This window comes from Mesorhizobium sp. M1A.F.Ca.ET.072.01.1.1, from assembly GCF_004023325.1.
In the GTDB taxonomy this organism is placed as follows: domain Bacteria; phylum Pseudomonadota; class Alphaproteobacteria; order Rhizobiales; family Rhizobiaceae; genus Mesorhizobium.
This window is the reverse complement of sequence record NZ_RZSF01000221.1, coordinates 1-11599: the sequence shown is the minus strand read 5'-3', so window position 1 is coordinate 11599 and position 11599 is coordinate 1. Positions and strand designations below refer to the sequence as shown.

Annotated in this window: 13 protein-coding genes, 1 other RNA gene and 1 pseudogene; 10 read left to right on the top strand and 5 right to left on the bottom strand. The window is 63.2% G+C overall.

What is annotated here, in order from left to right; translation table 11 throughout:
• Both EOA32_RS25255 and EOA32_RS25250 read right to left on the bottom strand, forming a co-directional pair.
• The coding region (locus EOA32_RS25255; RefSeq protein WP_245499382.1) for a ClpXP protease specificity-enhancing factor SspB at window positions 1–258 on the bottom strand (258 nt) is incomplete at its 3' end.
• A gap of 116 nt (window positions 259–374) precedes the next feature.
• Window positions 375–1058, bottom strand: a complete 684-nt coding sequence (locus tag EOA32_RS25250) for a TetR/AcrR family transcriptional regulator (RefSeq protein ID WP_095783789.1) — start codon at window positions 1056–1058, stop codon at window positions 375–377.
• A 209-nt stretch (window positions 1059–1267) separates the two neighbouring features.
• On the opposite strand from EOA32_RS25250, the gene EOA32_RS25245 reads away from it, so the two are divergent.
• Window positions 1268–2473 (top strand): multidrug effflux MFS transporter, encoded by a 1206-nt coding sequence (locus EOA32_RS25245; RefSeq protein WP_066990881.1) that lies wholly within the window; start codon window positions 1268–1270, stop codon window positions 2471–2473.
• Between the two features lie 123 nt (window positions 2474–2596).
• Here EOA32_RS25245 and ssrA read toward each other — a convergent pair.
• Window positions 2597–2957: a transfer-messenger RNA gene (gene ssrA, locus EOA32_RS25240) on the bottom strand.
• 168 nt (window positions 2958–3125) lie between these two features.
• Here ssrA and EOA32_RS25235 point away from each other — a divergent pair.
• The gene (locus EOA32_RS25235; RefSeq protein WP_066990883.1) at window positions 3126–3437 is read left to right on the top strand and encodes a DUF2853 family protein; all 312 of its coding nucleotides are present in this window, start codon (window positions 3126–3128) and stop codon (window positions 3435–3437) included.
• A gap of 139 nt (window positions 3438–3576) precedes the next feature.
• Window positions 3577–4371 (top strand): thymidylate synthase, encoded by a 795-nt coding sequence (locus tag EOA32_RS25230; RefSeq protein ID WP_128373172.1) that lies wholly within the window; start codon window positions 3577–3579, stop codon window positions 4369–4371.
• Between the two features lie 33 nt (window positions 4372–4404).
• Here EOA32_RS25230 and EOA32_RS25225 read toward each other — a convergent pair.
• Window positions 4405–4603 (bottom strand): annotated as a pseudogene (locus EOA32_RS25225) (TOBE domain-containing protein).
• A 157-nt stretch (window positions 4604–4760) separates the two neighbouring features.
• Here EOA32_RS25225 and modA point away from each other — a divergent pair.
• From modA to EOA32_RS25205, 4 genes are all read left to right on the top strand, one after another.
• Window positions 4761–5555, top strand: a complete 795-nt coding sequence (gene modA, locus EOA32_RS25220) for a molybdate ABC transporter substrate-binding protein (protein ID WP_128373171.1) — start codon at window positions 4761–4763, stop codon at window positions 5553–5555.
• Between the two features lie 19 nt (window positions 5556–5574).
• Complete coding sequence (gene modB / locus EOA32_RS25215) at window positions 5575–6279, top strand: molybdate ABC transporter permease subunit (RefSeq protein ID WP_128373170.1); 705 nt, start codon at window positions 5575–5577, stop codon at window positions 6277–6279.
• Window positions 6276–7388 carry a molybdenum ABC transporter ATP-binding protein gene (gene modC / locus EOA32_RS25210; RefSeq protein ID WP_128373169.1) on the top strand — a complete coding sequence of 371 codons (1113 nt, stop codon included), beginning with the start codon at window positions 6276–6278 and terminating at the stop codon, window positions 7386–7388. Before modB ends, modC begins: the two co-directional genes overlap by 4 nt.
• 85 nt (window positions 7389–7473) lie before the next feature.
• Window positions 7474–7815: a winged helix-turn-helix domain-containing protein gene (locus tag EOA32_RS25205; protein WP_066990897.1), complete on the top strand. Its 342-nt coding sequence runs from the start codon at window positions 7474–7476 to the stop codon at window positions 7813–7815.
• A 17-nt stretch (window positions 7816–7832) separates the two neighbouring features.
• Here EOA32_RS25205 and cobF read toward each other — a convergent pair whose 3' ends face one another.
• Window positions 7833–8606 carry a precorrin-6A synthase (deacetylating) gene (gene cobF, locus EOA32_RS25200; RefSeq protein ID WP_128373168.1) on the bottom strand — a complete coding sequence of 258 codons (774 nt, stop codon included), beginning with the start codon at window positions 8604–8606 and terminating at the stop codon, window positions 7833–7835.
• A 174-nt stretch (window positions 8607–8780) separates the two neighbouring features.
• On the opposite strand from cobF, the gene EOA32_RS25195 reads away from it, so the two are divergent.
• The 3 genes from EOA32_RS25195 to hflK form a co-directional block, all read left to right on the top strand.
• Complete coding sequence (locus EOA32_RS25195) at window positions 8781–9794, top strand: DUF4424 domain-containing protein (RefSeq protein WP_128373167.1); 1014 nt, start codon at window positions 8781–8783, stop codon at window positions 9792–9794.
• Complete coding sequence (locus EOA32_RS25190; RefSeq protein ID WP_066990903.1) at window positions 9794–10312, top strand: dihydrofolate reductase; 519 nt, start codon at window positions 9794–9796, stop codon at window positions 10310–10312. Before EOA32_RS25195 ends, EOA32_RS25190 begins: the two co-directional genes overlap by 1 nt.
• 246 nt (window positions 10313–10558) lie before the next feature.
• Window positions 10559–11599, top strand: a 1041-nt coding sequence (hflK, locus tag EOA32_RS25185; RefSeq protein WP_128373166.1) for an FtsH protease activity modulator HflK, incomplete at its 3' end; no start/stop codon positions are given.

Here is an 11599-nt window from a genome sequence, read left to right as displayed (position 1 = left end):
GGAGAGTCCCACCTCGAAACCGGTGTCGGTTACCTTCAGGTCCCAGTACTGGAACTGGATGACGATGGTCATCTGCTCCGGATAACGCTCGCGCAGCCGCGAGGAGATGCGCACGCCCGGCGCGCCGGTCAGGAAGGTGATGAAGAAATGATGGTTGCCCGGAAGGCCCGTGCGCGCGACTTCGGCCAGGACCTTGCGCATGACGCCGCGCAATGCCTCCTGGGCCAGAATGTCGTAGCGGATGTGGTCGTCGGCCATGTGACGGTCGGGTTCCATTGAATCGTCCGCATAGCTGTAATCAAGCTTGGGCGCGGCGTAAACCGCATATAGGCGCCGAAAGCTAAGGCCAAGAGGGCTGGCGGCGATTTGATCGCTCAGGCGTGGGCGAGGGCGGCCTGCCGGGCGGCTGCCGCTTTCTTCCTGCCGAAGGCGGCCAGAAAGGTGCGCACGCCATTGGTCGCTGAGCGCAACACCTCTTCCTCCGTCGGTATGCCGCCGAGCATGAAGGTTGTCTGCAACTCGGCGTTGACGAGCGCGAGGAACTGCCGCGCCGCCACGTCCGGATCGTCGATCGAGAGGTGCCCGGCATAGGCGAGCCGCGCGAAGCGGGCGGCAAGCGCCGACCAGGTGCGGCCCGGTCCCTGTTCGCGCCACTCGGCAAAAAGCTCGGGATAGCGCTCGCCCTCGGCCTGGATCAGCTTGCGCAGGAAGCGGCCGTCGCGGTTGCAGATACAGTTGCGGTTCATGCGCACCGCGAAGGCGACAAGATCGGCTTCGAGATCGGCGGGCTGGTCGGGAAAGGTGGCAATGGTGGCGAAGATGCCGGCATTGCAGCGCTCCGTCAGGTCGCGCACAATGGCCATGAACAGCTTTTCCTTATCGCCATGGTGATTGTAGACGGTCTGGCGCGAAACGCCGGCCTCGGCCGCGATCAGGTCAATATTGGCGCCGGCATAGCCTTCGCGGCAGAAGACCGAAGCGGCAGCATCAACCACCGATATGCGCTTGGCCTCATGGCTGCGTGGCGGGAAAGTGTCAGGAGAAACGCCGACCTTCATAAAAAACTATATAGCGATGATTGACGAATTGGACAAGCCTGTCTAAGTTTATAGACACCATAAAGCGAAGTCCGCTCCCGGGAAACGGCAGATTCGCGCTTTGAAGCGACGATGATTTCACATCCCGGATGTCGGGGTTCCACGGGATGGAACGTCCTCGGGTAGACGCCGGACCACGGCGGCAACCAGATCCGAAAGAAGCCCTTATCATGAGTCCCAAATTCCTCCGCATCGCGGTCGTGCTAGGCTTGTTGTCCGCAATCGGCCCGTTCGCCATCGATATGTACCTTCCCGCACTGCCTTCGATCGGTGCGGATTTGAAGGCTGGCACCGCCGCCGTGCAGATGAGCCTTTTGATCTTCTTCCTGTCGATGGGTTTCGGCCAGATCGTCGTCGGACCGATCTCGGACATGGTCGGGCGCAAGCTGCCGCTTTATGTCGGACTCGCGCTGTTCATGGTTGGCGGCGTCGGCTCGGCTATGGCGCCCAATATCGAGTGGCTGATCGCCTTCCGCTTCCTGCAGGGGCTCGGCGCCAGCGCCGGCATGGCAGTGCCGCGCGCCATCGTGCGTGACCTGCACACCGGCAACGAGGCCGCCAAGCTGATGTCGTTGCTGATGCTGGTGTTCTCGGTGTCGCCTATCCTCGCGCCGCTCACGGGCAGCCAGATCATCGAGAGCTTCGGCTGGCGTGCCGTGTTCTGGACGGTAACGGGCGCAGCAGCTTTAGCCACCATCCTGCTCGCGACCTCGCTGAAAGAGACGCGTTCGGCGGAGGAGCGCGCCAACTCGTCCTTCGGCACGGCACTTGCCGGTTACCGCTACCTGATGAGCGACCGCAACTTCCTTGGCCTGACGGCGATCGCCGGCTTCGGCATTGCGAGCTTCTTCGTCTATCTGTCGAGTTCGTCCTTCATCCTGATTGACCACTACGGCCTGTCGCCGTCGGTCTACAGCGTGTTCTTCTCGATCAACGCGGTCGCCTTCATCGGCATGTCGCAGCTGACCGGGATGCTGGCGGATCGCTTCGGCTTGAAGCGGGTCGTGTGGGTGGCGGTGACCGGCTATGCCACGGTGATGGTGGCGCTGTTCGCGATCATGGCATCCGGTGTCGACCGGCTCGACGTGATGGCGGCGCTGCTCTTTGTCGGCTACGGCTTCCTTGGCCTAGTCATTCCGACCACCTCGGTGCTGGCGATGGAAGAGCATGGCGAGATCGCCGGCACGGCCTCGGCGCTGATGGGCACGCTGCACTTCGCCATCGGCGCGCTGGCCATGGGCGTGGCGGGCCTCTTCTTCGACGGCACGCCGCTGCCGATGGTGGCCGGCATCACGCTCTGCGCGGTGATTTCCTTCATGCTGGCCAAGCTGACGCTCGGCCGTGCGCGCGAACCGGTCGAAGCGCCTGCCGAGTAAGACGCGGATAGAAAATCGGAAGAGGCCGGGATTGCCCGGCCTTTTCAGCTCAGGCAGGACCGCAAGCATGCGCGCCAAGCATGCTTGGCCGTTCAATTGACTTGGAAAGAAGGCGAGGGGGAAGGTGGAGGTTTCTGTTGCCAGGTACCTCCGAACCCCGCCTAGAAGTGCGAACCTCTAGGGCTTGATTTGAAGCGTTCGCACTGCATTAAGCAGCGAGACGAGCTTCCGCATAGTTGTCGTTGGCAACTATAAGTTTAGCCCGATGACGGTGGTACAATGCCGGGCAAAAGTACGATCTTTACACCTTCGTCGATCCTATTTCGCCCCCAGCAAAAGCCGCTCCCTTTGGAAGAGCGGTTTTTGGTGGAGGCGCCGGGTACCGCCCCCGGGTCCGAACGGCTTATTTCATCGCCTGTTTATCGCCATAGTCGGTCAAGCCGACGAAGCGAATATAGGGAGCGGTTACGGAAAATGAAAGGGCCAAGTCGAGGCTTGTCCCCTGCGCCAAACTCGACAGCCGAGGGTTGACTTGCGCGTCTACTCAATCGAAGCTCCCCGGCGATGAGGAATATCTGACCTAGCGCACAAGTTGCGCGGCGCGCCACAAGCCTCATCGATCGGATCCGTGGCGCCGACGAGGGGAAGTTTCATGGCCGACTATCTTGCGGATGTGAAGAAATACGATGCCGGCGCCAGCGCCGATGCGGTCGAGAAGATCGTCAAGCATCTGGGCATCGCGCTCAGGAACCGCGATTCCTCCCTGGTCTCCTGCGCGGACCCGAAGGAGCTCGAGCGGGTCCGGGACAACTGGGTGACCAAGAAGCTTGGGATTGCCGACGCCAAGAAGGCCGACGCCTCGATCGAGAAGGCGTGCAAGGCGATGGCCGCCGACAACACCAAGAGCCGCGTGACCTTCTACTATCTGGTGGCGAAGGACCTGGGCAAACTGGGTTCTCTGTGAGGCAAGGCCATCGGCAGCCGGCATGGCAACGTGCCGGCGCCGTGGATTTTTCGCGCCGGATCGACATCTGTAGGCTTTGGGTATTCGACCGACCGCCAGTCGGCTATGATCGCTTGTCATCCGAATCGAGGCCGAGCCGATGCGCCAATATCTCGACCTGTTGAACCATGTGCTGGAGAACGGCGCCGATCGCGGCGACCGCACCGGTACCGGCACGCGGTCGGTGTTCGGCTACCAAATGCGCTTCGACCTTTCGCGCGGCTTCCCGGTTACCACCACCAAGAAGCTGCATCTGAAGTCGATCATCCACGAGTTGCTGTGGTTCCTGGCCGGCGACACCAACATCAAATATCTCAACGACAACGGCGTCACCATCTGGGACGAATGGGCCGACGAGAACGGCGATCTCGGCCCTGTCTACGGCAAGCAGTGGCGCTCATGGCCGGATGGGCACGGCGGCGAGATCGACCAGATCGCCGCCCTTCTCAAGGAGGTACGCAAGAATCCCAATTCGCGCCGGCTGATCGTCTCAGCCTGGAATCCGGCCCAAGTGGAGGCGATGGCGCTGCCGCCCTGCCATTGCCTGTTCCAGTTCTACGTTTCGGAAGGCCGGCTCTCCTGCCAGCTCTACCAGCGCTCGGCCGACATTTTCCTGGGCGTGCCGTTCAACATCGCATCCTACGCCCTGCTGACCCTGATGGTGGCGCAGGTCACCGGCCTGAAGCCTGGCGATTTCGTCCACACGCTCGGCGATGCGCATCTTTACTCGAACCATTTCGAGCAGGCGCGCGAGCAGATGCGGCGCACGCCGAAGCCGCTGCCGACGATGTGGATCAACCCGGATGTGAAGGATCTTTTTGCCTTCCGCTTCGAGGATTTCCGCCTCGAGAACTATTTTGCGGACGCCAATATCAAGGCGCCGATCGCGGTATAAGGCCCGCTTTGAGCGCTGCCAGCGCTCAAGTCGTCAGCCAGTCCCGACGATGACGTCGGAGGCCTTGATCACCTCATAGGCCCTACTTGCCCAGTCGCAGATCGGCAACCGCTTCGTTGGTGATCGAAGCCGTGTCGAGGACGCCGCCGCCGATAGCTATCCGGACATGCGACGTGGTCGCTCCCTCGACGATGACCTTGCCCTTCAGGATATTGCCGGCGCTGATCTTAATCTGCCTATGCCTCGCTGTATCGAACGGACTTCACCGTGGGCTGGTGGGATCCTGGCGCACAACGGCGCGGAGCCTAAAAAACCTTTTCTTGTTATGTTCATCCGGATATATCGAGTCAGGGCTCGAGCCGAACGGATTTTCAGAGGGGCGAGGTTTCATGACGGGCAAGAGTTTTGGATTGAAGGCAATCGCCATCGGCGGACTGACGGCAGCGTTGATAGCGGCCGTACCGGCAGCTCACGCCGACGGCAAGGTGATCGTGTTCGCCGCGGCCAGCCTCAAGGACGCGCTCGATGCGGTCAACAAGGCCTGCGAGCCCGAAGTCGGCGAAGCGGCCACCATTTCCTATGCGGCAAGCTCGGCTCTGGCCAAGCAGATCGAGGGCGGCGCGCCAGCCGATGTCTTCGTCTCCGCCGACCTCGACTGGATGAAGTATCTCTCCGACAAGAAGCTGACCAGGCCCGACACCGAGGTGAAGCTGCTTGGCAACCAGATCGTGCTCGTGGCGCCGCAAGATTCCAAGGTCGACGCGAAGGTCGAGAAGGGCTTCGACCTCGCCGGGCTCATCGGCGACGGTCGGCTCGCCATGGGCGATTTCAAGGCGGTGCCCGCCGGCAAATACGGCAAGGCGGCGCTGGAATGGCTGGGCGTGTGGTCCTCGGTCGAAGGCAAGGTCGCGCAGGCCGAGAATGTCCGCGCCGCGCTCAAGCTGGTGTCGACGGGCGAGGCCGCGCTCGGCATCGTCTACGCCACCGACGCCCATGCCGAAAAGGGCGTCAAGGTCGTCGGCACCTTCCCCGAGGATTCGCACCCGCCGATCATCTACCCGATTGCCCAGACCGCGGATTCGAAGGACAAGGATACGACTGCCTTCCTGAAATGCGTCGAGTCGGCCAAGGCCGCCGCGCTCTTCAAGGAACAGGGTTTTGCGGTGCTCGCGCCGAGCAACTGAGAAAGACCTAACACCGCATATGAACTGGCTGCTGGACCTCACTCCCGACGAATGGAATGCGGTCCGGCTGTCGATCAAGGTGGCGACGGTGGCGATGATCGCCAGTCTGCCGCCCGGCATCCTGATCGCGCTGGTCCTGGCCCGGGGGCGGTTCTGGGGCAAGACCTTGCTCAACGGGCTGGTGCATTTGCCGCTGATCCTGCCGCCGGTGGTGACCGGTTATCTGCTGCTGCTCACCTTCGGCCGGCGCGGGCCGGCCGGCGCCTTCCTCGCCGAGCATTTCGGCATCGTCTTTTCCTTCCGCTGGACGGGGGCAGCACTTGCCTGCGCGGTGATGGGTTTTCCACTGATGGTGCGGGCGATCCGGTTGTCGATCGAGGCGGTCGACCGCAAGATGGAGGCGGCCGCCGGCACGCTCGGCGCCAACCCGGTCTGGGTGTTCGCCACAATCACGCTGCCGCTGATCCTGCCCGGCCTGATCGCCGGCGCGATCCTGTCCTTCGCCAAGGCGATGGGCGAGTTCGGCGCGACCATTACTTTCGTCTCCAACATCCCCAACGAGACGCAGACGCTGCCCTCGGCAATCTACACTTTCACGCAGGTGCCGGGCGGCGATCCCGGAGCGCTACGCCTGACGCTGATTTCGATCGTGATCTCGATGGTGGCGCTGGTGGCCTCCGAGGTTCTGGCGCGGCGGGTCGGCCAGCGGATGGACATCGAATGACGCTCTCGGTGGACATCAGTCATCGTCTCGGCGACTTCGCCATCGACGCGAATTTCGAAAGCGCCGGCCGGCTGACGGCGCTGTTCGGGCCTTCGGGCTCGGGCAAGTCGACGCTGATCAATGTGATCGCCGGGCTGATCCGGCCGCAGAAAGGGCGGATCGCGGTGGACGGTCGCGTGCTGGTCGACACCGCCGCCGGCATCTTCGTGCCGATGCACAGGCGACGGATCGGCATGGTGTTCCAGGATGCGCGGCTCTTCCCGCACATGAGCGTCGCCGGCAATCTGCGCTATGGCCGCTGGTTCACGCCAGTTGCGGAGCGCTACGCCAGTATGGATGCGGTGGTCGAACTCCTTGGCATCGGTCCTCTGCTCGACCGGCGGCCGACGAAACTATCGGGTGGCGAAAAGCAGCGCGTGGCGATCGGCCGCGCGCTGCTTGCCAGCCCGAAACTGCTTTTGATGGACGAGCCTCTCGCCTCGCTCGATGAGGCGCGAAAGGCCGAAATCCTGCCCTATATCGAGCGGCTGCGCGACGAGACGAAGATCCCGATCGCCTATGTCAGCCATTCCGTCGCCGAGGTGGCGCGGCTGGCGAGCGACGTGGCGGTGCTGTCCCAAGGCAAGATCGCGGCTTTCGGCCCGACCGAGGCGATCATGCAGCGGCTCGACCTCTTGCCGGCGGAGGAGCGCGGCGAGGGGGGCGCGGTGCTCGACACCAGGGTTTTGCGTCACGACGAGGCTTTCGGCATGACTGTGCTCGGCTCGCCGGCCGGCGAGATCCGCGTGCCGCGCGTTTCACGCCCGGCGGGAGCTCTGGTGCGGCTCCGCATCCGCGCCCGCGATGTCATGATCGCGACCGAACAGCCGTCGGGTCTTAGCGCGCTCAACATATTGCCGGGCAAAATCGCCGCGGTCAGGCCGGGCGTCGGGCCTACGGTGGAGATCGCCATCGACTGCAACGGAGCAACGGTGCTGGCGCGCGTCACCGAACAGTCGAAGCAGAGCCTTCGGCTCGCGCTCGGCCGCGAGGTCTTCGCGGTGATCAAGACGGTGAGCTTTGACAGCGCGACGAGAGGTGCTGGGCTGCCGGTGGAGGCCGATGGTTGACGAAAGGGCAATATCGCTATGTTGGTTTGGAATAGCGATGTGGCGGCGGAGAGGGTAATCTCGACATGATCGCAGAGGACAAGGGATGCCATCGCTGAGCCTGCGGATAAATCTCGACCCTGACGGACGAATTGGTCCGGGCAAGATCGAATTGTTGGAGCAGATCGCCGCTTTCGGCTCGATTTCGGCCGCGGCGCGCGGCATGGAGATGTCCTACAAGCATGCCTGGGACCTGGTCGAGGACATGAACCGGGTGTTCGGCAAGCCGCTGGTGGCGGCGCAGACCGGCGGCCGAAAAGGCGGCGGCGCGCAATTGACCGCCGTGGGTCTCGCCGTCGTCAGCCGTTTCAGAGCGATCGAGCGCGCGGCGGCTTCAGCGGCGGCCGTCCATATGCAGGCGTTGCAGGCCGAGATCGACGCCGGTTGATTGGGCCTGTAAGGGGCCTATTCCTCCGGCTCCCCGGGCTTGCGGAGCAAATAGGTGTCCATGATCCAGCCCTTTTTGCGCCGGGCTTCCTCTCGGACCTTCTCGATTTCGGCGCCGACATCGCCGAGGCGGCCGGAAAGGATGATCTCGTCCGGCGTGCCGAGATAGGCACCCCACTGGATGAAAACATCCTGGTCGGCCAGCGTGTTGAAGGCGCACTTGCCGTCCAGCATGACAACTGTGCTCCCGGCATTCGCGGGCAGGCCTTCCTCAGTCAGCCGGCGGCCGGTGGTGACCAGGATCGAATCGCCGATGCGGTTGAGCGCGGTCGCGTGGGCGGCGGCAAGCGCCTGGATCGCGGTGATGCCCGGAATGACCTCGAGCTCGAAACCGACATTGCCCCTCAGGCGCACGCGCTCCAGAATGCGCAGCGCGCTGTCGTAGAGCGAGGGGTCGCCCCAGATCAGGAATGCGCCGCAGCCGTCCTCGGCAAGCTCGTTGCCGATCAGCCCTTCATAGATTTCGGCGATCGCCTCGTGCCAGTCGTCGACGGCCACGCGATAGGACGATGTCGGCTCGGCCCGAACCGGGACGTCGAATTCGACGCGGCGCGACTTCGGGTTTGTGACGAAGTGGTCGCAGATCTGCCGACGGACCTCCGCAAGGTCGTTCTTTCTCGCGCCTTTGTCGGGAACGAACAGCACGTCGGCCCGGTTCAGGCCGTTGATGGCCTGTACGGTCATGTGGTCGGGATTGCCGGCGCCGATGCCGATGACGAGAAGCTTGCGCATAGGCGTCCTCCTGCCCGATCGGGCGGCCGGTGTCCAGACGGGGGCAGGCAGGCACGCGGGCGCAAAACTCGGCCGGTCGGCAGAAACGCTGAACGCCTCTAGCTACTTCTCCTGGAATTGCTCTAGATGGAAGCGCATACGCATGATCCCGGTCATGCCGTCGAGAGGGGAGCCATGACACGCACTATCCTGACCGCAGCGCTGGCATTCTCGGTTGCACCGGCCTTCGCCAACGATTCCGTTGCCGCGCTTGGCACCGGCGGGCTGATCCTGTCGCGCAGCGATGCGGTTGCCATGGAAAGCGAAGATCTCTTCATCTCGCCGGAAAAGGTGACCGTCGACTACGTTTTCCGCAACAATACCGACAAGGACGTCAGCGCGATCGTCGCCTTCCCGATGCCGGATATCGAAGGCGACCCGAACGAGATGCCGGCGATCCCGGAAGCGCAGAGCGACAATTTCCTCGGCTTCGAGGTGACGATCGACGGCGTCGACGCCAATCCGCAGCTCGAACAAAAGGCGTTCGCGCTGGGCATCGACATCACCGCGGAACTCAAGGCGCACGACGTGCCGCTCTATCCGTTCGGTGACGCCGCCAAGGCGGCGCTGGCAAAGCTGCCCAAGGACGTCGCCCAGGATTGGGAAGATCGCGGCATCATCGTCGAAGACACCGCCGATAACGGTTCGGGCATGCAAACCGCCTACGCGCCGTTCTGGCAGTTGCGCTCGACCTATTGGTGGCGCTCCACCTTCCCGGCCAACAAGCAAGTCCATGTCTGGCACCGCTACAAGCCGAGCGTCGGCGGCACGTCATCGGTCAGCTTCTATTACGACGGCAAGTTCCAGGGGCAGTACGACACTTACAAGACCCGCTACTGCATGGACGGCGCGTTCGAGAACGCTGTGCGCAAGGCAGCGAACGAAAATCCCGACGGCTATCCCAAATATTTCGAGAGCCGCATCGCCTATGTCCTGACCACCGGCGGCAACTGGGCGTCCGGCAGTATCGGCAACTTCAAGCTTACCATCGACAAGGGCAGCCCAAAGAATCTGGTCTCCTTCTGCGGCGACAATGTCCGCAAGGTGGGTCCGACGACGTTCGAGATGACGGCCAAGGATTTTTATCCGGAGCACGATATCGGCATCTTGCTGCTCGAGCCATCGGACAATAGCGGGAACGGCGGCTGATGGACATCGCGATCTACGTCGCCATTGCCGAGAACGGCGTGATCGGACGCAAAGGGGGGCTGCCGTGGCGGCTTTCCAGCGACCTGAAACGCTTCAAGGCCGATACGATGGGCAAGCCGATCATCATGGGCCGCAAGACCTATGAGGGTATCGGCCGGCCGCTGCCCGGCAGGCTCAACATCGTGGTGACGCGAGCCAGAGACTGGCGATCCGAGGGCACCGAAGTCGCCCATTCGCTCGACGAGGCGATCACGCTGGCCAAGGTGCGCGGCCGCTGCATGGCAGGTGCCGAGGAGATCTGCGTCGTCGGAGGCGGCGAGATCTATGCCCAGGCCCTGCCGCTGGCCGATCGTCTCCACGTCACGCATGTGCTGGCCCCGGTCGATGGCGACGCTCATTTTCCGCCGATTGACCCGGCGATCTGGCGGATCGTCCGATCCGAGGATTTTCCGGCGGGCGAAAAGGACAGCCACGCGACACGCTATACCGTTTACGAGCGCCGCGGCGACGGTCACTGACGAGGACAAAGGGTCGCTGACGGCTCAAATCGCAGGCGCGCGTAGCGGATCGCGTTGAAAGCGCGTCACGGCGTCCCTATAGAAGAACGAGGGTACAGCGCCACGCTTCCAACCGGACGCGCAAGAAGGTCGCCGTAAAACTTTGATTTGGCGCATGATTCCTTTCGGAAAACCGATATCGGTTTTCGAGGTCATGCGCTAGGATCGCGCCGCAAGGCCTGAGGGAACCGAAGCGAAAGGACATTCATGCCCTGGAACGACAAGAGCGGTGGCGGCGGCCCATGGGGCGGCGGCGGCAATCAGGGGCCCTGGGGACAAGGACCGAAAGGCCCGAGCGGCCCGCCCGGGTCGCCTCCCGATCTCGAGGACATCATCCGCCGCGGCCAGGACAGGCTGCGGCGCGCCCTTCCGGGAGGCGGCGGCGCTAGCCCGGCCGTCCTCGGGCTGATCGCGCTCGCGCTTGTCGTGCTTTGGGCTTTCAAGGCCATCTATACCGTGCAGCCTGACGAGGTCGCGGTCGAATTGCGCTTCGGCAAGCCGAAGGCCGAGCTCTCGCAGCCAGGCCTGCATTTCCACTGGTGGCCGATCGAAACGGTCGAAACGGCAAAGATTTCCGAGCAGCTCGTCAGCATCGGCGGCGGGGCGAGCAGCGGCTCCGGGCTGATGCTCTCCGGCGACCAGAACATCGTCAATGTGCAGTTCTCGGTCGCCTACCAGGTTTCCGATCCAAGGGCCTATCTGTTCGACGTCTCCGATCCCGACGGCATGCTGACGCAGGTGGCCGAAAGCGCCATGCGCGAGGTCGTCGGCCGGCGCCCCGCGCAGGATATTTTCCGCGACGATCGCCAGGGTATTGCCACATCGGTGCGTGAGATCATCCAAAACACGCTCGACGGTTACAAGACGGGTCTGCAAGTCAACGCAATCTCCATCGAGGACGCCGCCCCGCCGCGCGAGGTCGCCGATGCTTTCGACGAGGTGCAGCGCGCCGAGCAGGACGAGGACAAGTTCGTCGAGCAGGCCAATCAATATTCCAACCAGAAGCTCGGCCAAGCGCGCGGCGAGGCGGCCCAGATCCGCGAAGATGCCGCCGCCTACAAGAACCGGGTCGTGCAGGAAGCCGAAGGTGAGGCCCAGCGCTTCATCTCCGTTTACAACGAATACGCCAAAGCGCCCGACGTGACGCGCAAGCGCCTTTACCTGGAAACAATGGAGAGGATCCTGAAGGACTCGAACAAGGTCGTCGTCGAGCAGGGCAACGGGCAGGGCGTGCTTCCTTACCTGCCG

Bases quoted from the DNA above. Each gene is read 5' to 3' on its own strand.
- EOA32_RS25250 (WP_095783789.1), bottom strand. From the start codon at position 1,058: ATGAAGGTCGGCGTTTCTCCTGACACTTTCCCGCCACGCAGCCATGAG.
- EOA32_RS25245 (WP_066990881.1), top strand. From the start codon at position 1,268: ATGAGTCCCAAATTCCTCCGCATCGCGGTCGTGCTAGGCTTGTTGTCC.
- EOA32_RS25235 (WP_066990883.1), top strand. From the start codon at position 3,126: ATGGCCGACTATCTTGCGGATGTGAAGAAATACGATGCCGGCGCCAGC.
- EOA32_RS25230 (WP_128373172.1), top strand. From the start codon at position 3,577: ATGCGCCAATATCTCGACCTGTTGAACCATGTGCTGGAGAACGGCGCC.
- modA (WP_128373171.1), top strand. From the start codon at position 4,761: ATGACGGGCAAGAGTTTTGGATTGAAGGCAATCGCCATCGGCGGACTG.
- modB (WP_128373170.1), top strand. From the start codon at position 5,575: ATGAACTGGCTGCTGGACCTCACTCCCGACGAATGGAATGCGGTCCGG.
- modC (WP_128373169.1), top strand. From the start codon at position 6,276: ATGACGCTCTCGGTGGACATCAGTCATCGTCTCGGCGACTTCGCCATC.
- EOA32_RS25205 (WP_066990897.1), top strand. From the start codon at position 7,474: ATGCCATCGCTGAGCCTGCGGATAAATCTCGACCCTGACGGACGAATT.
- cobF (WP_128373168.1), bottom strand. From the start codon at position 8,606: ATGCGCAAGCTTCTCGTCATCGGCATCGGCGCCGGCAATCCCGACCAC.
- EOA32_RS25195 (WP_128373167.1), top strand. From the start codon at position 8,781: ATGACACGCACTATCCTGACCGCAGCGCTGGCATTCTCGGTTGCACCG.
- EOA32_RS25190 (WP_066990903.1), top strand. From the start codon at position 9,794: ATGGACATCGCGATCTACGTCGCCATTGCCGAGAACGGCGTGATCGGA.